We start from the raw sequence: 20,979 nt of genomic DNA on the forward strand, positions 1-20,979 counted from the left end.
GGTTGCGCCCGTCGTTGGGGAGTAGCTGATTTCCTGTTTTCCAGGAAATGTACGTGTCAACATGCTCGTTGAAAAACGTGGCGCGTACGGATCTTTCTGCACAGTTGCTGTGTACGAAAAGATCAGGCGAGACCATAGATACATTAACTGCTGTTTACTGGGGGCAGTGATGTGTCATATGGATATCTCCCGGTCTGGACGCTCTTATGAATATCTCTGCAACAATTCTTCTTGCTTTCGGCATGTCCATGGATGCTTTTGCAGCCTCCATTGGTAAAGGCGCCACTCTCCACAAACCTAAATTCTCAGAAGCGTTACGCACCGGTCTTATCTTTGGTGCCATCGAAACGCTGACGCCGCTGATTGGCTGGGGTCTGGGAATGCTTGCCAGTCAGTTCGTCCTGGAGTGGAACCACTGGATCGCCTTTGTTCTGCTGGTGTTCCTCGGCGGGCGAATGGTTATCGAAGGTTTTCGCGGCAACAGCGATGAAGATGAAGCGCCGCAGCATCGCCATGGCTTCTGGTTGCTGGTCACGACAGCCATCGCGACAAGTCTTGACGCGATGGCTGTGGGGGTAGGACTGGCATTCCTTCAGGTGAACATCATCGCCACCGCTCTGGCGATTGGCTGTGCCACCCTGATTATGTCAACGCTCGGCATAATGGTTGGCCGCTTTATCGGCCCGCTGCTTGGTAAGCGAGCCGAAATTCTGGGCGGTATCGTGTTAATTGGGATTGGTGCCCAAATCCTGTGGGCACACTTCGCCGGTTAAACTTCGCGCTGCCAGCAGTGGATACTGAAATCCGTCTGGCAGCAAAACTCGTCCTGTTCCGCTAACGTTTCCCACACAACCGGTTTCGCCCGCCACGCAAAAGGCGTCATTTGCAGCAAGGCTACCGCTTCATCCCCTTTGAGTTTCATCTCATACGCGACCGTCTGTTCCTGTTGCAGGCTAAAACCCGCCAGCTGTTCAGAATGCGGAGCATGTAAACGCACGTCATCGTAAATCAAACCTTTCAGCTCCATCAGATGACGTGGGCCCGGCGTAACGGTAATCACCCAGCCACCGGGTTTAACGACCCGTGCCAGCTCTTCGGCTTTACAGGGCGCATAAATTCGCACCACGGCGTCCATGCTGGCATCCTCAAACGGCAGGCGATGGCTGGACGCTACGCAGAACGTCACCAATGAATAGCGCCTGGCCGCCGCGCGGATAGCCACTTTAGAGACATCCAGGCCATAAGTTTCAGCGCCCTTCTCGCGAGCCACATCAGCAAACAACGCCGTGTAGTACCCCTCACCACAGCCGATATCCAGAATAGCTGAAGGCGTCGATAGGTTGTCTGTCAGAAGCTGTGCAACGGTGTCTCTCAGGGGTTGATAATGCCCGGCATCCAGAAACGCGCGGCGCGCCTGCATCATCTCTGCGCTGTCACCCGGGTCGCGCGAGCGCTTATGTTGCACCGGAAGAAGATTCACATAGCCCTCTTTCGCCATATCAAACTGGTGCCCTTGCGGGCAGGTAAAACTTTTCTCAGAACGCGTCAGGCGCGCGTGGCAAAGTGGGCAACTGAAGGACATGGTGACTCCGGGCAATCATAAAGGGCGAAAGTGTACCGCTATTCGCCCGGGTTATAAACGCCTGGCTAACGCATGACGATAAGGTGAGTGGAATCCGCCGCTAAACCATCAGGTTTGACGTTTTCAAGACGTAGCACGTTCCCCATGATCTCGCTGAAAACCGGTGCTGATACCGCCCCGCCGTAATAATCCCCGTTTTGCGGATCGTTAATCACCACCACTAGCGCAAAACGCGGCTGGCTGGCGGGCGCAACGCCTGCGGTGTAAGCCACGTATTTATTGACATATTTACCGTCATCGCCGATTTTTTTCGCCGTCCCGGTTTTAACCGCGACACGATAATCGCGTACCGCCGCCTTAATGCCACCGCCGCCCGGCAGCGCCACGCTTTCCATCATATGTTCGACTTCATGGGCTATCTCCTCAGACATCACCCTGTGCCCGATGACCGGAGGATCAATTCGGGTTATCGACAGAGGCCGCTCCAGGCCAAAGCTGCCGATGGTGGCGTAAACATGCGCCAGTTGCAGCGGCGTGACCATCAGCCCATAGCCGAACGCGAAGGTTGCCCGGTCGAGCTGGCTCCAGAATTTACGCTGTGGCAGCAAGCCAGAGCTTTCCCCCGTTAAGCCAAGCCCGGTGTTCGTGCCAAAACCAAAGTTTTTATAGGTATCGAGCAATCGCTGGATCGGCATCGCCAGCGAGAGACGCGACACACCCGTGTCGCTCGATTTTTGCAGGATCCCGGTCATCGTCAGTTCCGGGTAATACCCCACATCACGGATGCGATGGCCATCAAGCATGTACGGATGGGTATCTATCACGCTGTCTGGCTGTACCAGACCTTGCTGTAATGCGGTCATCAGCACCAGAGGTTTGACGGTAGAGCCAGGTTCAAAGGTGTCACTGATGGCGCGATTGCGAAAATCGTTCAGCGTCGCCCCATCGCGGTTGTTCGGGTTGAAATCAGGGAAACTCGCCATCGCCAGGATCTCGCCCGTCTGCACATTAATCAGTACGGAGGCGCCTGATTCGGCTTTATTCCACGCGACAGCGTTATCCAGCGCATCTTCCGTAATGGTTTGCAGACGCTCATCAATACTCAGCTGGATGTTGTGCGCTGGAACCGGCGCTATCTCTGTCAGATTTTCAACTACGCGGCCGTAGCGGTCTTCCCTCACCTGCCTGACGCCGGCTTTCCCCGAAAGTTGTGCGTTAAAGCTTTTCTCGACCCCTTCAATACCCTGCCCGTCAATATTCGTGAACCCTATCAGGTTGGCCGCCACATGACCGGCAGGATAAAAGCGCCGCGATTCATCGCGCAAATTGATGCCTGGCAGATTCAGTTTATCGATCCATTGTGCCTGGGAAGGGTCAACCTGACGGGCAAGATAGATAAAGCGTCCCTGCGGGGTGCTGTTAATTCGGGCAGAGAGTGTGCCAAGGGAGAGATGCAGCGCATTCGCCAGCGCCTGCCAGCGTTCGTCAAACCCCACACCGCCTTTTGCCAGCACAGTTTTCGGGTCAGCCCAGACGGCTCTTACCGGTACACTGACGGCAAGCGGTCGATTTTCCCTGTCGACAATCATCCCGCGCGGTGCATCAATCGCCACCTCACGCAGCGAGCGCATATCTTCCTGCTTAACGAGATTGTCAGGTTTAATGATTTGCAACCAGGCAACACGGCCCAGTAAGAAAGCCAGACTACAAAAAATAGCAAGACACAGCAGCGCAAAACGAGCCGGGGTGAAGTTTCCGGCTGTCGTTATCGTTTTCTTTTTCACCTGAACCCCAGGTCCGTTAAACAACGCTCTGATTTAACGGGAAAAGGCTGGCTGACGCGGTGAAAACAATGCTAATAACCTCGTAGCTTTGCAACAAGTTGCTAACAAGGCGTTCATTCGTAATATTTTGAAAGATAAGGCAATAAAAAAGCCCCGCATAAGCGAGGCTTTATATCTGAGATCGAAGCGCAGAAGCACTTCAGTCAGCAGTGGTTCGATCAGATAGCAGTTACGTTAACTGCAGCTGGGCCTTTCTGGCCGTCCTGAATTTCGAACTCAACGTTCTGGCCTTCAGCCAGAGTTTTGAAGCCGTTACCCTGGATTGCAGAGAAGTGTACGAACACATCTTTGCTGCCGTCAGCAGGAGTAATGAAACCAAAACCTTTAGACTCGTTGAACCACTTAACTTGACCTTTAATCTTTGCCATTTGCAAAATTCCTTAGAGTGTTTTCTTAGCCCGCAGGCATTGACTTAGATAAAACTGAGACATTACTGCTTGAGGCACTAATATAAGGTTCGGCAGAGAAGCGGTATTCAACGACAACGTGTTTACTCAGGACTTCTTTACTGAAAATGCCACACATAAACAGAACTGTACCTCGTTTGACCCAAAACGTGTTATCACACACAACGTTAATTATGGCAAGCCATTTTTAAACGTGTCTCGATCCGCCGCACAAATTCTGGCGCTGCCTCGCAACCTTCTGCACAATTATGCGCAATGTTTGCGGCCAGCATTACCAGCCTGAACTGCCTTAACGATGTTTTCACAACCGCTGTAATCTAAGACTTTTTTACCTTAGCTCAACCACTTCGGTGCGTCCAGCGCCGGGCAACAGAATCCTCCATGCAATGATTGAGTTAGAACAAATTGTGAAAAGTTATGCTTAAATCATTGCAACGTACCGGTACCGTTGTAATGAAAATACGTTGTTAATAAACCCGCCCAAATTGTATTAAAATTCACCGCTTAATAAATATCGTTATGCACCAAAATAATGAAATTTTTATGACTCTGCCTCAAAAGAAGGCAAGCAAAACGTTTCGATAAAAATAAAACTCTCGTTGATTGATTAAAATACAGAATATATGCAACACAACAGCGCTGCGTTTAGAAGGGTAAATATTCACCAATTTTCAGTGTCCTGAATGAATCATTAACTGGTGCTAAATTAGCGAGCGCCTGATTTAACTCCTGCACAGGTTCTTCCAGCGATTCATCCCCCAGTTCAAACACGCCCCAGTGAATAGGAAACACCAGCGGCGCACCCAGTTGTTGCCATAAGGCAACGGCGGATTGTGGGTCCATATGATGTACGGACATGAACCAGCGTGGTGCATACGCGCCAACCGGCAATGCGGCAGCGTCAATCTTGCCAAGGCGTTCGGGGATAGTGAGCAGCTCTGGCGTATACCCCGTATCACCGCTGAACCAGAAGCGATGATAACGGCTTTCAAACACCCAGCCACACCAGAGAGAGCGATTTCGGTTCCATGGCGTGCGCATACTCCAGTGCTGCGCAGGTACAGCCGTCAGCGTCATACCCTGCCAGCTGATGCTCTGCCACCAGTCGAGTTCAGTCACATTTTTTGCCCCCCGACGACGAAACCAGCTCGCCAGGCTTAATGGCACAAACACGTGCAGATCGGGGAAACGACGCAACAGATGACGAACGGTGGCGGCATCAAGGTGATCATAATGATTATGGGAAATAACCAGAGCATCAAGCTGCGGGAGTTTATCGACTGAGATAGCCGGGGGCGTTTTACGCTCGGGCCCAACAAAAGGTAACGGCGAGGCGCGTCGGGAAAAAACGGGGTCCGTCAGGATATAATTCCCGTCCATACGCAACAGCATACTGGCATGGCCCAGCCACCATACGCCATCTTCAGGTAATGTGTTAAGGATTACAGGCTGCCACCACTGATTGAGAAAGGCGTCATAGCCCAATGCGGGAGGTTTAGGCAACCCGGCGGATTTCCGCTCTTTTCGCCAGCGATCAACATCGCCCTGCTGATGGCCAGCGGGGAGAGTATTACGAAAACCAGCGGGGGTGTGATGCTTCAGGGAGGGGTCATACCAGGGATTTTTCCAGACCACAGCCACCTCCCGTGAATCACAGATTAACGTTCAGCCACCAGGCGAATAAAATCGTCGTCTTGCTCTTTATCTTCAACAACCGCTTCTTTTGCTTCTTCTTTCTCTTCTGGCTCGTTAGCTTCGCACAGACGGCGCAGTAAGGCATTCTGTCGTTTCTGCTGATCGAGCAACGCTTCCAGTAACTCAATTTGCTCGTTCGTGCGAGAACTGGCACGGTTTACGAAGAACCACAGAACCAAACCCACAACCAGAATAACCAACGAGACAACCAGGGACGCCATACTCAGCAGCCCTGAATTTAGTAACTCACCCATTTCACCACCTCAATAAAAATGTCTATTTTACCACTGGCGCGAAGGAAGGAAATCACCTTGAGAAAAAATGCGTCTTACCACGGAATAAACTTATTGATTGCACAAACGCCACTGAAGAACTGTACATCCTGATCGCACATCACATTGATAGTCTGCGTCCATAGCACCACGCACGCTATCAGCACGATAACCAGAATTACCCAGCGTATTTTTTTCACTCCAAACTCCGTCTTATGACCTGATGCAACCAGGTTAGCATGGCTATCTTAAACAGGGGCTAACTGTACTGTCATCAAGTCCTTTTCGGAATAGTGCACTTGTTTCATTGCGTAAACCCGTTACGCTTAAAGGCATGACAACTAACAAAAAGAGGCAATGATGCATTTAATCATTCGCACTATTATTGCACTGGCCATTATCTGGATTGGCCTGTTATTAACTGGATACGGTGTACTTGTGGGAAGCACAGAAAATGCGGCGGGCTTAGGCATTCAGTGTAAGTATGTGACCGCTCGTGGGGTAAGCACGGCACAATACCTGCATTCAGATAGCGGTTTCATTGGGTTAACCAACTGCCCGGTGCTGCGCAAGATGACGGTCGTTATCGATAACGGCTAACACCGCAACGGGAATTCACAAAAAACGCCGCGATTACGCGGCGTTTTTTATCTTAGCCGGGATTAAAACGGATACTCGTTATAACCCATCTGCTCAGAGATTTTGCGCGCAGCGGTATGCAGCATCGCCACATACTCGTGCAGACGCTCCTCAGAGAAACGCAGCGTCGGGAACGAAATACTCAGGCCTGCAATCACCACACCGAAGCGGTCAAACACCGGCACACCAATGCAACGCAAACCTTCTTCCTGCTCTTCGTTATCTTCGCCGTAACCCTGCTCGCGAACCTTATCGAGAACCGTTAACAGCTCATCAGTGCTGGTGATGGTTCGCTCGGTACTGCGTTTGTATTCCACGCCTTCGAGGATCTGGGTCACTTCTTCGCGGTCGCGCCAGGCCAGCAGCACTTTACCGATTGCGGTACTGTACAGCGGGTTACGACGACCAATGCGCGAATACATGCGCAGGTTGTACATGGAATCAATTTTGTGGATGTAAACAATGCTGTCTTCATCCAGCGCGCCCAGGTGAACCGTCTCTTTGGTTAAACGAGACAATTCACGCATCTGGATATCGGCGCTACGAATCAGATCGACGTTCTGGAGTGCGCGGGCACCCAGTTCGAACAGTTTCAGCGTCAGAGAATATTTTTCAGATTCGCCTTCCTGCGCGACATACCCTAAAGACTTCATGGTTTGCAAAAAGCGATAAACGGTGCTTTTCGACATCATCACACGCTGCGACAACTCTGTAATACCAATTTCACGCTCTTCTCCGAGCGCCTGTAAGATGCCAAACACCTTCAGCACGGAAGAAACAGAATCTGGCTGCTTATCCAAATCCGCAATTGCCATTTATCACCTCATGGAGAGTGTTTTATAAAAATCAGAACCGGTTTTTATTATAAATTCCTGTCATGCTACCTGCAATCAATCCGCGTTTACTTCGTTACAAATCTGCGACATAAAACAGAATTAACAATGCTAAAATAGTTACTCTGAGAATAATTTCACGTTGAGCTTTTCATTCCCAATGGAAAAAAATCCTTCTGATGGGCTGCCCTTACCCCAGCGGTACGGCGCCATTGCCACCATTATTATCGGTATTTCGATGGCTGTCCTTGACGGTGCAATCGCTAACGTTGCCCTGCCAACCATCGCCAGCGACCTTCATGCCTCACCCGCCAGTTCTATCTGGATTGTGAATGCGTACCAGATAGCGATCGTGGTTTCTCTGCTTTCGCTCTCTTTCCTGGGCGATATGTTTGGCTACCGTCGGGTCTATCAGTGTGGTCTGGTGGTCTTTACACTCACCTCCCTTTTCTGCGCCCTGTCGGATTCTCTGCATACCCTGACGCTCGCCCGTATCGCCCAGGGGTTTGGCGGCGCGGCCCTGATGAGCGTGAATACGGCTCTGATACGCCTTATCTACCCGCAGCGCCATCTGGGGCGCGGCATGGGGATAAACTCCTTTATTGTCGCGGTATCCTCGGCAGCCGGGCCAACCATTGCCGCCGCAATCCTCTCCGTTGCGTCGTGGCAGTGGCTTTTTGCCATCAATGTGCCGCTGGGCATCATTGCTATCGTTTTTGCCCTGCGTTACCTCCCGGCAAATGGGCCGAAAAGCACTATGCCGAAATTCGATTTACCCAGTGCGGTGATGAATGCGCTGACCTTCGGTCTGCTGATCACCGCCCTGAGTGGGTTTGCGCAAGGTCAGTCCATCACCTTAATCGCCGCAGAAATCGCCGCGATGCTGGTTATCGGATTCTTCTTTGTCCGCCGCCAGTTGTCTTTACCTGTGCCCCTGCTGCCAGTTGATCTGTTACGCATTCCACTGTTTTCACTCTCAATTGGTACGTCAATCTGTTCGTTCTGTGCGCAGATGCTGGCACTGGTTTCTCTGCCCTTCTTCTTACAAAGCGTGATTGGCCGTACTGAGGTGGAGACGGGGCTGTTGTTAACCCCATGGCCGCTTGCCACGATGGTGATGGCACCGCTGGCAGGTTATTTGATTGAGCGGGTTCATGCCGGTCTGCTGGGTGCGCTTGGTCTGGTGGTGATGGCGACAGGGCTATTCGCTCTGGCACTGCTTCCCTCCTCGCCTTCTGACCTGGATATTATCTGGCGAATGATCCTCTGCGGCGCCGGGTTTGGTCTGTTCCAGTCACCGAACAACCACACCATTATCACTTCCGCTCCACGCCATCGCAGCGGTGGTGCCAGCGGAATGCTGGGTACGGCGCGTTTACTGGGGCAAAGTACCGGGGCTGCACTGGTTGCTCTGATGTTCAACCTTGCCGGTCAGAATGGTACGCACGTGGCACTGTTTACCGCCGGGACGCTGGCAACCATTGCCGCGATTATCAGCGGGCTTCGCGTCACTCAGCCTGGCGTTCAGGCATAAAAAAACCGGGCGGAGTGACTCCTGCCCGGCTCTTCATCACACAGCGTTACTTCAGGTATTCCCCACTACGCAGTGCTTCGATGCGTTTATCCAGCGGTGGGTGAGACATAAACAGCTCACTCAGCGATTTCGATTTACCGTTGATGCAGAATGCCATCATGCTGGTTGCCTCCTGCGGCTCGTAGCTGGTCTTCAGACGCTGCAACGCGGCAATCATCTTCTCACGCCCTACCAGTTTCGCAGAGCCCGCATCTGCGTGGAATTCACGGTGACGGGAGAACCACATGGTAATGATGCTTGCCAGAATACCGAACACCAGCTCCAGCACCATCGACACAGCGAAATAGATCAGCGGGTTACCGTTGCTCTCTTCGCCCTCGTCACGGTTACCACTCATAAAGCCTGCGGCAATCTGCGCCAGGATACGCGAAATAAAGATAACAAAGGTGTTCACCACGCCCTGAATCAGGGTCATGGTCACCATGTCACCGTTGGCAATATGGCTAATCTCGTGAGCGATAACCGCTTCGGCTTCGTCACGGCTCATGTTCTGCAACAGACCGGTGCTGACCGCAACCAGGGACGCATCGCGGCGCGCACCCGTGGCGAACGCATTGATGTCCGGTGCATGGTAAATGGCGACCTGTGGCATGGCGATACCCGCCTGTTGCGACTGCTGCGCAACGGTGTTCATCAGCCACTGTTCCATATCGTTACGTGGCTGCTCAATGACCTCACCACCCACCGATTTCAGTGCCATCCACTTCGACATCAGCAGAGAAACGAAGGAGCCACCAAAACCAAATAGCAGCGCCATAATCAAAAGGCCCTGAACGCTGCTCGACTGAATTCCTGTCAGGCTTAGCACGAGCCCGAATACCACCATAACCGCCAGGTTGGTGAGCAGGAAGAGCGCGATTCGCATCATAATTTTCTTTTAACCTCAGTTTAACAAAGCGCACTATGCGATTACCCACATCGTATGGGTATTGCGGCTATTTTCAAGGATTCGACGGGCGTAAGTCACCAGAAAGACACAACTTTACACAATTGGAAAGCTGATTGACGGGAGGATGCAGAACTAAAAAGAACAGGCACAATTACTTGTGCCTGTCTGGAGGTTATTTTGCCGGTGCGGGTTGCACGGCTGGCTTGTCTTTTTCAAGATTCGCCAGGTCGAGAGCGATATGTACCGTCTCGTCCAGATACGGATCTGGCTCCTGGTAATCTTTAGGCAGATCGTCCAGTTTTTTCAGCAGCGGTTTGCCTTCACGTTTGAAGCGATCGTTGATACGCGCCAGACGGGTTGCATCATCTTCCGTGTTCTCTTTCTCACGCTGGGCGTAGTTAAGAGAAGCAATGTTCCGTTTATCTTTCATGGCATTGAAACGCGCAATGTCTTTCATGATGTACTGGAACTCAGGATCTTTCGCAATGCGTTCGTTATGATCTTTCAGCAGTTCAGGACCAAACTGGGTCATGTCACCGGATTTCACATAGGTCGCGGCATTGATGCTATCCCACGGCAGTGCGTTATCTTCAAACTTCTCGCCGGTTTCTGTCTCTTCCGTGCCCGTAGGCATCATGATATCCGGCGTGACGCCTTTACGCTGCGTACTGCCGCCATTCACACGGTAGAACTTCTGAATGGTGTACTGTACGGAGCCCAGCGCTGGCCATTCAGGGCGCAGCATCTGATCATAAATACGGTTCAGAGAACGGTATTGCTGAACAGTGCCTTTACCAAAGGTAGGCTCACCCACAATCAGCGCACGGCCATAATCCTGCATTGCAGCAGCAAAGATTTCAGAGGCTGAAGCACTGAAGCGATCGACCAACACCACCAGCGGGCCTTTGTAATAAACCACGCCATCGGTATCAGAGTCTTCACGCACTTTACCGTTGTTATCGCGAACCTGAACTACCGGACCAGACGGAATGAACAACCCGGAAAGTGAGACGGCTTCAGTCAATGCACCACCACCGTTGCTACGCAGGTCGATGATAATGCTGCTGACGTTTTGCTTTTCCAGTTTCTGCAACTGTACTTTTACGTCATCCGTCAGGCCAACGTAGAAGCCAGGAATATCCAGAACACCGACCTTCTCTTTACCCACAGTTTTGACCGACATTTTCACCGCGCGGTCTTCCAGACGGATACGTTCGCGGGTCAGGGTAACGATACGGGTTTTGGTGCCTTTACCGGCAGGCAGGATTTCCAGGCGAACTTTGCTGCCTTTTGGTCCTTTGATGAGCGCGACAACGTCATCCAGACGCCAGCCGATGACATCAACCATGCTCTGACCTGTCTGGCCAACACCGACAATGCGATCGCCAACGCTAATCGCTTTGCTCTTGGATGCAGGGCCACCCGCCACCATGGAGTTGATTACCGTGTAATCGTCGTCCATTTGCAGCACCGCACCAATACCTTCCAGAGACAGGCTCATTTCAGTATTGAACTGTTCGGTATTACGTGGGGAAAGGTAGTTGGTATGCGGATCGATTTCGTGGGCAAACGCGGTCATTGCCAGTGAGAACACATCTTCACTGTTGGTTTGCGCCAGACGACGAATGGCCGATTTATAACGACGCGTCAGCGTGTCACGGATCTCTTTTTCGTCTTTGCCGGCGAGCTTAAGGCTTAGCTCGTCATATTTTACTTTTCCGTCCCACAGCGCATTCAGCTCGGCTTCGTCTTTCGGCCATGGGGATTTGCTGCGATCCAGATTAAAGGTGTCGTTACCGGTGAAGTCCATCGGACGTTCCAGCACTTTCAGTGCGTACTGGTAACGTTCAAAACGGCGCTTCTGTGCCAGGTTATACAGGTCGTAGAACAGATCCAGCTTACCGGAGCGCAGTTCATCGCCCACGTCGGCCTTACGTTTTGCGAACTGTTCAACATCGCTGGCCAACAGCACGTTATGGCTGTAGTCCAGCAAGTTTAAATAGCGGTCGAAGATTTTGGCCGAAAAGGCCTGATCGAGATCGAACTGACGATAGTGCGATCGAGTGAAGCGTGACGTCACACGTTCACTCACCGTCGCGTGCTGAGTCTCTTCCTTTAAAACCGGAATTTGATCAACACGCGTAATATCGTCCACTGCGAAAGCGTGACCTGTTATGGCAAACAGGCCCGCCAGCGCGGTGAGCTTAAAAAAAGTGTTCATGCCAGGCTTGGCCTCCGTTTCAGAACAACAAGTGTTCTGCGCGTACAATCATTGACATACCAGAAGTCAGCTGTACCCGAACGCCATCTTTGGTGATTTCCAGTACGGTGGCGTCCATCGCATTGTTACCCGCTTTAACCTTCAGAGCCTGACCTACGCTCAGAGCGTTGATATCAGAAACTGGGGTGTGGCGCGGCTCTTCACGAGGCGCACGCGGAGCTTTCGCTGCTGCTGGTTTGTCAGTACGCGGTTTGCGATCGTTATTATCATTGCGACGTGGTGCAGGACGCGGTTTGCGCTCACGACGAGGCGCTTCTTCCTGACCGTTTGCCGCTGCGGCTTCGCGTTTTTTCGCTTGCTGCTCAGCACGTTGTGCCTGAACACGGGCTTTCGCTTCTTCCAGCTGCTTGCGTGCGTGCTCTACGTGCTGCTCGTCCAGCTCACCGCAAGGGTTGCCGTCGAGATCGACACGCGTCGCGCCCGCTTTGATACCGTACAGGTAACGCCAGCTCGAAGTATAAAGACGTAAGGCAGAACGCAGCTGAGTTTTGCTGAGATTCATCTCACCTTCAACGCGTGCTACCAAATCCTGAAAAATACCGACTTTCAGGGGACGAGCTTCACCTTCAGCGCTAAAGCACTGTGGGAAACGCTCGGCCAGAAATGCGATAACTTCTTTACTGCTATTCAACTTAGGTTGATTTTCCATGAAATTTCCTGATTACAACGGACGTTGCCAACAAGCGCAGGCATGAACAGGCGACATTATAATGACGCCATCAGTAAATGCTACGTTATCCGTTGATTATCCTGCGACGCTCGCAAAGAATTTTTGATAATCGGTAGCTGCTAACACCTTTTCAAGATGTGCGACCAGCTCGCGCAGCCCCTGCTCATCCTCGGTTGTGAAGCGGCGGAAGACCGTACTGTCGATGTCCAGAACGCCAATAATCTGATTTTTTACCACCAGCGGAAGGACGATTTCAGAATTACTGGCCGCATCACATGCAATATGTCCGTCAAAGGCGTGAACATCTTCTACACGCTGAACCTGGTTTGTTGCAACCGCAGTGCCGCATACGCCGCGCCCCACAGGAATGCGCACACAGGCGATTTTCCCCTGGAATGGCCCGAGCACCAGCGTTTTATCTTCAAGAAGATAAAAACCGGCCCAGTTAACGTCGGAAAGACGTTCAAACAGCAACGCACTTGTATTTGCCAGAGTGGCTAAAAAGCTGGTTTCACCTGCCATTAATGCCTGGAAGTCGCGGTTGAGATCCGCGTAGAATTCTGTTTTGTTCATTATTCAATCACTTGGTTGTCTTACAAAATTACCGCATAGCCTATTAAAATAAGCATTAAATGCGCTCATGCTCAAGATGAATCAGTTCATGAGTTAATATAACCTTCAACAATACTTATCTGTGCGCGACTGATGGCTCTAAAAACACCCAAAATTACGCCGACAAAAAAGATAACAGTTCATACGGTAAGCGATGCGCTGCCTCGTGCACATTATCAGCGTTGCCCTCAGTGCGATACGCTTTTTATGTTGCCGAAGATGAAATCGCACCAAAGTGCATTTTGCCCTCGCTGCGATGCAAAAATCCGCAGTGGTCGCGACTGGTCATTAACCCGGCTCGCGGCAATGGCGGTGACCATGCTGATGCTGATGCCTTTCGCCTGGAGCGAGCCGCTGCTCAAGCTCTATCTGCTTGGCGTGCGCATTGATGCCAACGTGTTGCAAGGTATCTGGCAAATGACCCGTCAGGGCGATCCATTGACGGCAGCGATGGTGCTATTTTGTACCGTTGGTGCGCCGCTGGTATTGGTCGCGGCCATTGCTTACCTGTGGTTTGGCAACATTCTGGGGATGAACCTGCGCCCTGTGCTGCTGATGCTGGAGAAGCTCAAAGAGTGGGTAATGCTCGATATCTATCTTGTCGGCGTTGGCGTTGCCTCTATTAAGGTACAGGACTATGCATTTTTGCAGCCAGGCATTGGCCTGGTGGCATTCCTCTCGCTGGTGTTGCTCAGTATTCTGACACTTATTCATCTCAACGTTGAGCAACTCTGGGAACGGTTTTATCCCCAGCGCCCTGCCACGCGCCCCGATAACAACCTGCGCGTGTGCCTGGGCTGCCACTACACCGGCCTGCCCGACGCCCGTGGGCGCTGCAAGCGCTGCCATATCCCGTTAAGATTACGCCGCAACAACAGCCTGCAAAAATGCTGGGCGGCGCTGATCGCCTCGGTGGTATTCCTGATACCTGCGAACATGCTTCCAATTTCAATCATTTATGTTAACGGGGGGCGACAGGAAGATACTATCCTCTCGGGTATTATCTCGCTCGGTCACAGCAACGTTGCCGTGGCTTCCATCGTATTCATCGCCAGTATTCTGGTGCCGTTTACTAAAGTCGTAGTGATGTTTACGTTGCTTATCAGCATTCACTTTAAATGTGAGCAAGGATTACGCACGCGTATCCTGCTCCTGCGGTTGGTCACGTGGATTGGTCGCTGGTCAATGTTGGATCTGTTCGTGATTTCGTTGATGATGTCGCTCATCAATCGCGATCAGTTACTTGCTTTTACAATGGGACCCGCAGCTTTTTACTTCGGCTCTGCGGTGATATTGACTATTCTTGCAGTGGAATGGCTGGATAGCCGCTTACTTTGGGATGCACATGAGTCAGGAAACGCCCGCTTCGCCGACTGAAGCGAGAATTAAAACAAAACGCCGCATTTCGCCATTCTGGTTGCTGCCGATCATCGCACTGATGATCGCTGGCTGGCTCGTCTGGACGAGCTACGAAGATCGCGGTAATACCATCACCATTGATTTCCAGTCTGCGGACGGTATTGTCGCCGGGCGAACGCCTGTCCGCTTCCAGGGTGTAGAAGTGGGCACAGTTCAGGATATTACGCTGGGTAAAGGCCTGAATAATATTCAGGTTCGCGCCAGTATTAAATCCGATATGCAGGATGCTCTGCGCAGTGAAACCCAGTTCTGGCTGGTTACACCAAAAGCCTCACTGGCTGGCGTATCAGGTCTGGATGCGCTCGTGGGCGGGAACTATATTGGCATGATGCCCGGTAAAGGCGAGCCCCAGGATCACTTCACCGCGCTGGATACCCAGCCCAAATACCGTCTCAATAACGGTGATTTGATGATTCACCTGCAATCCCCGGATCTGGGTTCGCTGAACAGTGGCTCACTGGTTTATTTCCGTAAAATCCCTGTCGGGCGTGTCTACGATTACACGATAAACCCTAACAAACAGGGAGTGACTATTGACGTCCTGATCGAGCGCCGTTTCACCAATCTGGTCAAAAAAGGTAGCCGCTTCTGGAATGTTTCTGGCGTGGACGCAGACCTGAGTCTCAGCGGAGCCAAAGTAAAACTTGAGAGCCTGGCGGCCCTGGTCAATGGTGCCATCGCCTTCGACTCCCCTGACAACTCCAGCGCCGCAACGGCAGACGACACCTTCGGGCTGTATGCCGACCTGGCCCACAGCCAGCGTGGCGTTCTGGTCAAACTCGTCCTGCCGGATGGCAAAGGTCTGAAAGCCGGCTCCACGCCGCTGATGTATCAGGGCTTGCAGGTGGGTCAGCTTACCAAAATGACGCTTAATCCTGGCGGCTCGGTTACCGGAGAGATGACCGTCGACCCTGGCGTGGTCGACCTCTTGCGTGAAAAAACGCGTATTGAAATGCGTAATCCGAAGCTATCCCTGAGCGATGCGAACATCAGTAGCCTGTTGACCGGCAGCACCTTTGAGTTAATCCCCGGTGACGGCGAGCCTGTCAGCAGTTTTGTTATCGCCCCGGCAGATAAATCACTGCTGCAACAGCCTGGTGTGATCACTGTGACGCTGAATGCCCCGGAAAGCTACGGTATCGAAGCGGGCCAGCCGTTGATCTTACACGGCGTTCAGGTCGGCCAGGTGCTGGAGCGTAAACTCACGGAACAGGGCGTGACCTTCACCGCTGCCGTCGAACCGCAGTATCGTGACTTGCTGCATGGCGACAGCAAATTTGTGGTTAACAGCCGTGTCGATGTAAAAGTCGGTCTGGATGGCGTGGAGTTTCTTGGTGCCAGCGCCAGCGAATGGATCAACGGCGGTATCCGCGTTCTGCCGGGTGAGAAGGGTCCTCTGCGCGACAGTTATCCGCTGTATGCCAATCTCGATAAGGCGATTGAAAACAGCCTGAGTGATTTACCCACCACCACACTGACACTCAGCGCGGAAACCCTGCCTGATGTGCAGGCAGGTTCGGTGGTGCTCTACCGTAAGTTTGACGTGGGTGAAGTGATCACCGTGCGCCCGCGTGCCGATGCCTTTGATATCGAATTGCATATCAAACCGGAATACCGCCATCTGCTGACCCCGAATAGCGTCTTCTGGGCGGAAGGTGGCGCGAAAGTGCAACTCAATGGCAGCGGTTTAACTGTTCAGGCCTCCCCGCTCTCCCGGGCCTTGCGTGGGGCGATCAGCTTCGACAACCTCAGCGGTGCAGGTGCGAACCTGCGTAAAGGCGATAAACGTATTCTCTTCCCGTCAGAAACGGCAGCACGCGCGGTCGGTGGGCAGATAACGCTTCATGCATTCGATGCGGGCAAGCTGGCGGAGGGAATGCCTATTCGCTATCTGGGTATCGACATCGGGCAGATCCAGAAGTTAACGCTTATCACCGCGCGTAACGAAGTGCAGGCAACTGCCGTGCTGTATCCGGAGTATGTGCAGACCTTCGCCAGAACAGGCAGCCGGTTCTCGGTGGTCACACCGCAAATTTCTGCCGCGGGTGTTGAGCATCTGGATACCATTCTGCAACCGTATATCAACGTCGAACCCGGTCGTGGCAATGCCCGTCGTGACTTTGAACTACAGGAAGCCACCATCACCGACTCCCGTTATCTTGACGGCCTGAGCATTGTGGTAGAAGTGCCGGAAGCGGGTTCCCTGAACATCGGGACGCCGGTACTGTTCCGTGGTATTGAAGTGGGTACCGTCACTGGCCTGACGCTCGGAACATTGTCTGACCGCGTGATGGTAGCTCTCAGGATCAGCGAGCGTTACCAGCATCTGGTGCGGAACAACTCGGTATTCTGGCTGGCCTCCGGGTATTCACTGGACTTTGGTCTGACGGGAGGCGTGGTGAAAACCGGGACCTTCAACCAGTTCATCCGCGGTGGTATCGCCTTCGCCACACCGCCTGGCACACCTCTTGCGCCAAAAGCGCAGCCGGATAAACACTTCCTGCTGCTGGAGAGCGAACCAAAAGAGTGGCGTGAGTGGGGAACCGCGTTACCGCGTTAATCTCAGGGCTCCGGTGTCAACGCGCCGGAGCCTTTATGTTACACTGCGCACTTGAATGATTCCCTGTGGTGTGCCCGTGGCTCAAAACTCCGTATTTCTTCCTGAACAATTCCTGGCGCAGATGCGCGAGGCGCTTCCTTCTCATCTCTCCTTTGACGATTTTATCGCGGCCTGCCAGCGTCCCTTGCGCCGCAGCATCCGCGTGAATACGTTGAAAATCAGCGTGACCGACTTTTTGGCGCTGGTGTCGCCCTACAACTGGCAGCTGACGCCCATCCCTTGGTGTGAAGAAGGTTTCTGGATTGAGCGTGATGACGAAGAAGCCCTGCCGCTGGGCAGCACCGCCGAACATCTCAGCGGGCTGTTTTATATTCAGGAAGCCAGCTCAATGCTGCCGGTCGCGGCGTTATTCGCCGATGGCAATACGCCTGAGCGGGTGATGGATGTCGCCGCCGCGCCTGGGTCAAAAACCACCCAGATTGCCGCACGTATGGGTAACCACGGGGCAATACTCGCTAACGAATTCTCCGCCAGTCGCGTCAAAGTGCTGCACGCCAATATCAGCCGCTGCGGTATCCACAACGTTGCTCTTACGCATTTTGATGGCCGCGTGTTTGGCGCGGCATTACCTGAAGCGTTCGATGCCATTTTGCTGGATGCACCCTGCTCCGGTGAAGGTGTGGTACGTAAAGACCCCGATGCGCTTAAGAACTGGTCCGTTGAAAGTAATCTGGATATTGCCGCCACGCAGCGTGAACTTATCGACAGCGCATTCCATGCATTGCGCCCTGGCGGCACGCTGGTCTACTCCACCTGCACATTAAACCGCGACGAAAACGAAGACGTCTGCCAGTGGCTCAAGGCGCAATATCCGGATGCAGTCGAATTTCTGCCGCTTGGCGAGCTGTTTTCTTCGGCAACAGAGGCACTGACCCCTGAAGGTTTCCTGCATGTCTTCCCGCAAATTTACGACTGCGAAGGGTTCTTCGTCGCCCGTTTGCGTAAAACCTCCGCAATCGCACCGCTGCCCGCTCCAAAATTCAAAGTCGGCAATTTCCCCTTCACCCCGATAAAAGGTCGTGAAGCGACACAGGCCGAAGAGGCCGCGCGCAAGGTCGGGATTTCCTGGGATGAGAGCCTGCGCCTCTGGATGCGTGATAAAGAGCTTTGGCTTTTCCCGGTCAACATTGAACCGCTTATCGGCAAAGTTCGTTTCTCGCGTATTGGTATTCGCCTTGCAGAGGTACATAACAAAGGTTATCGCTGGCAACATGAAGCGGTGATTGCGCTTGCCGGTGAGGCAAATACCTTTGCCCTGACGCATCAGGAAGCCGAAGAGTGGTATCGCGGCCGGGATGTTTATCCTGAAAATACGCCAGCATCTGACGAAGTGGTCGTCACCCATCAGGGATATCCGATAGGGCTGGCGAAGAAGGTGGGCTCACGCCTGAAAAATAGCTACCCGCGCGAACTGGTGCGCGATGGCCGCCTGTTTACCGGTAACGATCGCACTGCCTGAAAAAAGCGCACTTTTTTACTGGCGATTTTGCTCCCCCTGGCTACTCTAAAATCTGGATGACCGACTGGTCATACCAGATTTTTTTGCACAAACCCCGGAGAGCATTATGACGAAAACCAGCGTGCGTATTGGCGCTTTTGAGATCGACGATGCAGAATTGCGCGGCGAAACACAAGGCGACCGAACGTTAAGTATTCCCTGCAAATCCGACCCGGATTTATGTATGCAACTGGATGCCTGGGATGCCGATATCAGCATTCCTGCCATTCTTGATGGCGAACACTCTGTTCTTTACCGTGAGCACTACGATCGTAATTCCGATGCCTGGGTCATGCGGCTTGTCTGACCTAAAGAGAACCCGCCCGAAGGCGGGTTATTTATGCGTTACTGTAACTGCGCCAGCGTAAAATACCCGTCAAAGACTGCACCGGTATCGATATAGTGCAGGTTATTAAAATCATAGCGTTTATCGAGTGGCGTATGCCCAAACCAGAAGTGATCCGCACCGTGAATCCCCTGCCCTTTACCCGCCATAAACCCCATTAAGCGATTACGGTCCCACAAGACCCGCTGCTCGCTGACGGGTTTGTTCCAGGCATACTCTTCTGAGGGGTAGTCTGCATGGGCAATTACGTTGAGACCGTTTGCACAGGTGATTTCAATAATCAGCGGTAACTTTCGACACTCCTCAAGCAGCGCCAGCGCCCGTTTTTGCTCCCCGCTCTCAAGCCTGGCAAACCATATGCCGCCATTCCTCGTCCAGAGTGCGAAATCATTATCCTGAAGGCTATCGAGAGCCATTTGTTCATGATTACCCCGTACCGCACGAAACCATTTTTCGTTCATTAGAGCGAGGCAACTGACACTGTCCGGCCCACGGTCGATTAAATCCCCAACTGAGATGAGTAGATCCTCATAGGGATTAAAATGCCGACGCTTAAGTTCGTCCATAAGCCATTGATAGCAACCATGTATGTCGCTGACAACCCAGACATGGCGCCACTGTGAACCATCGATTCGTTGATACATAACGCCTCCTCAAAGGAGTATAGTCGCAACATAAAAGTCCATACGGAGCGGCCAGGGTGATGTACCTTTTCATAAAGCTAAACAAACAGTAAACTAAGGACAAATAAATCTCTCACCAGTATTAATCCACTTTTGCATGCCCCCTAAAATATGCAATGCATAAAATCTGAGGTTCTCACGTGTCAAATTCGCGCCTGCAAAACGATGTAGCACATTCTCATCGCGCAACTATTATTTCCGATCTGGTGAAAGGTAAACTCGTCCCAGGCCCAATCTGGCAAAAACGCGAGTATCGACTGAAGTTTCTTCTGCGCTCGCTGCTGTTCTGGTCTTCAACTCACCGGATGCTGGAAGCGCTGTCTCGTCGTGACGATTTTGATCAGCTTCTGGCCTCGCAAATCACCTTGCCGAGCAAAACTCACCGTCAGTATCTGATGCGCGGCATGAATGCCAACGATCGTGCTGAAGCCATCGTCAGCCACTATGAGTGGATCGATTCCCTGAAAGACGCCAGCCTGGTCAAGGCCTTAACGGGCCCGCAGGAACAGTCGATTGTTGAGTTTCACGCTAAAGAAGGCGTCAGCTATAACGTCAACGCCATGAATGCCAGCAAAGCGGAACGTGAGGGTGAATGTACGTTGTGGCTGCGTGATAACGAAAATACCCTGCTCGCGAGCCTGACGTTCTGTGTTGCCCGTGAAAACGGCCAGCCGGTGCTGGTGATTGGCGGTCTGCAAGGCCCGCGTCGCAGCGTGTCTCGTGACGTGATTAAACAAGCCACTCGCGCCTGTCATGGTCTGTTTCCGAAACGCGTACTGATGGAAGTGCTGTTCCAGCTGGCAACGCTTTCCGGCATCAAAGCCATTTACGCCGTCAGCGATGAAGGTCACATCTTCCGTGCGTTGCGTTATCGACTGAGCAAAGGTCGCCATTTCCATGCCAGCTACGATGAGTTCTGGGAGTCTATCGACGGCAAAAAACTGTCCACCTTCCGCTGGCAGTTACCTTTGCAGATGGAACGTAAATCCCTGGAAGAGATTGCCAGTAAAAAACGTGCTGAATACCGCCGTCGTTTTGAACTGCTCGACGAAATTGAAGCGTCAGTAAAATCACGCTTTTAAGCCTGAAACGGGT

At 52.4% G+C, this 20,979-nt stretch carries 20 protein-coding genes and 1 pseudogene; 8 read left to right on the forward strand and 13 right to left on the reverse strand.

All coding sequences use genetic code 11. From position 1 onward, the window contains the following. Positions 1-206: 206 nt before the first annotated feature. Entirely contained in the window at positions 207-773 is a 567-nt protein-coding gene (mntP, locus tag M987_RS18625) for a manganese efflux pump MntP (RefSeq protein ID WP_014070655.1), read from the forward strand. Here mntP and rlmA read toward each other — a convergent pair. The 7 genes and pseudogenes from rlmA to mgrB form a co-directional block, all read right to left on the reverse strand. Then, positions 770-1,582 carry a 23S rRNA (guanine(745)-N(1))-methyltransferase gene (rlmA, locus tag M987_RS18630; RefSeq protein WP_014070656.1) on the reverse strand — a complete coding sequence of 271 codons (813 nt, stop codon included), beginning with the start codon at positions 1,580-1,582 and terminating at the stop codon, positions 770-772. The genes mntP and rlmA overlap by 4 nt on opposite strands. A 65-nt stretch (positions 1,583-1,647) precedes the next feature. Continuing rightward, entirely contained in the window at positions 1,648-3,366 is a 1,719-nt protein-coding gene (gene ftsI / locus M987_RS18635; RefSeq protein ID WP_014070657.1) for a peptidoglycan glycosyltransferase FtsI, read from the reverse strand. 218 nt (positions 3,367-3,584) lie between these two features. Then, positions 3,585-3,794, reverse strand: a complete 210-nt coding sequence (gene cspE, locus M987_RS18640) for a transcription antiterminator/RNA stability regulator CspE (protein WP_001062678.1) — start codon at positions 3,792-3,794, stop codon at positions 3,585-3,587. 12 nt (positions 3,795-3,806) lie between these two features. After that, positions 3,807-3,951, reverse strand: a pseudogene (locus M987_RS18645) (DUF2627 domain-containing protein). A gap of 527 nt (positions 3,952-4,478) precedes the next feature. After that, a complete protein-coding gene (locus M987_RS18650; protein WP_014070658.1) occupies positions 4,479-5,468 on the reverse strand; it encodes an MBL fold metallo-hydrolase in 990 nt (329 codons plus the stop codon). Between the two features lie 23 nt (positions 5,469-5,491). Beyond that, entirely contained in the window at positions 5,492-5,782 is a 291-nt protein-coding gene (locus tag M987_RS18655; RefSeq protein ID WP_014070659.1) for a YebO family protein, read from the reverse strand. 74 nt (positions 5,783-5,856) lie between these two features. Then, the gene (gene mgrB, locus M987_RS18660; RefSeq protein WP_013096124.1) at positions 5,857-6,000 is read right to left on the reverse strand and encodes a PhoP/PhoQ regulatory lipoprotein MgrB; all 144 of its coding nucleotides are present in this window, start codon (positions 5,998-6,000) and stop codon (positions 5,857-5,859) included. A 160-nt stretch (positions 6,001-6,160) separates the two neighbouring features. Between mgrB and M987_RS18665 the strand changes: the two genes are divergently transcribed. Then, the gene (locus tag M987_RS18665) at positions 6,161-6,400 is read left to right on the forward strand and encodes a YobH family protein (RefSeq protein ID WP_014070660.1); all 240 of its coding nucleotides are present in this window, start codon (positions 6,161-6,163) and stop codon (positions 6,398-6,400) included. A gap of 62 nt (positions 6,401-6,462) precedes the next feature. Here M987_RS18665 and kdgR read toward each other — a convergent pair whose 3' ends face one another. Continuing rightward, positions 6,463-7,254: a DNA-binding transcriptional regulator KdgR gene (gene kdgR, locus M987_RS18670; RefSeq protein ID WP_014070661.1), complete on the reverse strand. Its 792-nt coding sequence runs from the start codon at positions 7,252-7,254 to the stop codon at positions 6,463-6,465. A gap of 178 nt (positions 7,255-7,432) precedes the next feature. On the opposite strand from kdgR, the gene M987_RS18675 reads away from it, so the two are divergent. Next, positions 7,433-8,806: an MFS transporter gene (locus M987_RS18675; RefSeq protein WP_014070662.1), complete on the forward strand. Its 1,374-nt coding sequence runs from the start codon at positions 7,433-7,435 to the stop codon at positions 8,804-8,806. A 46-nt stretch (positions 8,807-8,852) separates the two neighbouring features. Here the strand turns inward: M987_RS18675 and htpX are convergent, their stop codons facing one another. The 4 genes from htpX to M987_RS18695 all read right to left on the reverse strand — a co-directional run bounded on the left by htpX (position 8,853) and on the right by M987_RS18695 (position 13,279). After that, positions 8,853-9,734, reverse strand: coding sequence for a protease HtpX (htpX, locus tag M987_RS18680; RefSeq protein ID WP_014070663.1), 882 nt, complete (start codon positions 9,732-9,734; stop codon positions 8,853-8,855). A 193-nt stretch (positions 9,735-9,927) separates the two neighbouring features. After that, positions 9,928-11,976 (reverse strand): carboxy terminal-processing peptidase, encoded by a 2,049-nt coding sequence (prc, locus tag M987_RS18685; RefSeq protein ID WP_014070664.1) that lies wholly within the window; start codon positions 11,974-11,976, stop codon positions 9,928-9,930. 19 nt (positions 11,977-11,995) lie between these two features. Beyond that, complete coding sequence (gene proQ, locus M987_RS18690; protein ID WP_014070665.1) at positions 11,996-12,685, reverse strand: RNA chaperone ProQ; 690 nt, start codon at positions 12,683-12,685, stop codon at positions 11,996-11,998. A 96-nt stretch (positions 12,686-12,781) separates the two neighbouring features. Then, positions 12,782-13,279 carry a GAF domain-containing protein gene (locus M987_RS18695; protein ID WP_014070666.1) on the reverse strand — a complete coding sequence of 166 codons (498 nt, stop codon included), beginning with the start codon at positions 13,277-13,279 and terminating at the stop codon, positions 12,782-12,784. A 132-nt stretch (positions 13,280-13,411) separates the two neighbouring features. Between M987_RS18695 and yebS the strand changes: the two genes are divergently transcribed. From yebS to M987_RS18715, 4 genes are all read left to right on the forward strand, one after another. Next, entirely contained in the window at positions 13,412-14,695 is a 1,284-nt protein-coding gene (gene yebS / locus M987_RS18700; RefSeq protein ID WP_014070667.1) for a membrane integrity lipid transport subunit YebS, read from the forward strand. Continuing rightward, on the forward strand, positions 14,664-17,297 hold the full coding sequence (locus M987_RS18705; RefSeq protein ID WP_014070668.1) for a PqiB family protein: 2,634 nt from the start codon (positions 14,664-14,666) through the stop codon (positions 17,295-17,297). The genes yebS and M987_RS18705 overlap by 32 nt, the downstream gene beginning before the upstream one ends. Positions 17,298-17,352: 55 nt before the next feature. After that, complete coding sequence (gene rsmF / locus M987_RS18710) at positions 17,353-18,816, forward strand: 16S rRNA (cytosine(1407)-C(5))-methyltransferase RsmF (RefSeq protein WP_014070669.1); 1,464 nt, start codon at positions 17,353-17,355, stop codon at positions 18,814-18,816. 106 nt (positions 18,817-18,922) lie between these two features. Further along, positions 18,923-19,162, forward strand: a complete 240-nt coding sequence (locus tag M987_RS18715; protein WP_014070670.1) for a YebV family protein — start codon at positions 18,923-18,925, stop codon at positions 19,160-19,162. 38 nt (positions 19,163-19,200) lie between these two features. Here M987_RS18715 and pphA read toward each other — a convergent pair whose 3' ends face one another. After that, complete coding sequence (gene pphA / locus M987_RS18720; RefSeq protein WP_014070671.1) at positions 19,201-19,845, reverse strand: protein-serine/threonine phosphatase; 645 nt, start codon at positions 19,843-19,845, stop codon at positions 19,201-19,203. A 179-nt stretch (positions 19,846-20,024) separates the two neighbouring features. Here pphA and M987_RS18725 point away from each other — a divergent pair, with 179 nt between their 5' ends. Continuing rightward, positions 20,025-20,966, forward strand: a complete 942-nt coding sequence (locus M987_RS18725; RefSeq protein ID WP_014070672.1) for a VirK/YbjX family protein — start codon at positions 20,025-20,027, stop codon at positions 20,964-20,966. Positions 20,967-20,979: the final 13 nt, after the last annotated feature.

Origin of the sequence: Enterobacter soli ATCC BAA-2102 (genome assembly GCF_001654845.1) — a bacterium.
Classification (GTDB): domain Bacteria; phylum Pseudomonadota; class Gammaproteobacteria; order Enterobacterales; family Enterobacteriaceae; genus Enterobacter; species Enterobacter soli.

Bases quoted from the DNA above. Each gene is read 5' to 3' on its own strand.
- yebS (WP_014070667.1), top strand. From the start codon at position 13,412: ATGGCTCTAAAAACACCCAAAATTACGCCGACAAAAAAGATAACAGTT.
- M987_RS18655 (WP_014070659.1), bottom strand. From the start codon at position 5,782: ATGGGTGAGTTACTAAATTCAGGGCTGCTGAGTATGGCGTCCCTGGTT.
- mntP (WP_014070655.1), top strand. From the start codon at position 207: ATGAATATCTCTGCAACAATTCTTCTTGCTTTCGGCATGTCCATGGAT.
- M987_RS18675 (WP_014070662.1), top strand. From the start codon at position 7,433: ATGGAAAAAAATCCTTCTGATGGGCTGCCCTTACCCCAGCGGTACGGC.
- cspE (WP_001062678.1), bottom strand. From the start codon at position 3,794: ATGGCAAAGATTAAAGGTCAAGTTAAGTGGTTCAACGAGTCTAAAGGT.
- rsmF (WP_014070669.1), top strand. From the start codon at position 17,353: ATGATTCCCTGTGGTGTGCCCGTGGCTCAAAACTCCGTATTTCTTCCT.
- M987_RS18715 (WP_014070670.1), top strand. From the start codon at position 18,923: ATGACGAAAACCAGCGTGCGTATTGGCGCTTTTGAGATCGACGATGCA.
- kdgR (WP_014070661.1), bottom strand. From the start codon at position 7,254: ATGGCAATTGCGGATTTGGATAAGCAGCCAGATTCTGTTTCTTCCGTG.
- M987_RS18695 (WP_014070666.1), bottom strand. From the start codon at position 13,279: ATGAACAAAACAGAATTCTACGCGGATCTCAACCGCGACTTCCAGGCA.
- M987_RS18665 (WP_014070660.1), top strand. From the start codon at position 6,161: ATGCATTTAATCATTCGCACTATTATTGCACTGGCCATTATCTGGATT.
- proQ (WP_014070665.1), bottom strand. From the start codon at position 12,685: ATGGAAAATCAACCTAAGTTGAATAGCAGTAAAGAAGTTATCGCATTT.
- rlmA (WP_014070656.1), bottom strand. From the start codon at position 1,582: ATGTCCTTCAGTTGCCCACTTTGCCACGCGCGCCTGACGCGTTCTGAG.
- htpX (WP_014070663.1), bottom strand. From the start codon at position 9,734: ATGATGCGAATCGCGCTCTTCCTGCTCACCAACCTGGCGGTTATGGTG.
- pphA (WP_014070671.1), bottom strand. From the start codon at position 19,845: ATGTATCAACGAATCGATGGTTCACAGTGGCGCCATGTCTGGGTTGTC.
- M987_RS18705 (WP_014070668.1), top strand. From the start codon at position 14,664: ATGAGTCAGGAAACGCCCGCTTCGCCGACTGAAGCGAGAATTAAAACA.
- prc (WP_014070664.1), bottom strand. From the start codon at position 11,976: ATGAACACTTTTTTTAAGCTCACCGCGCTGGCGGGCCTGTTTGCCATA.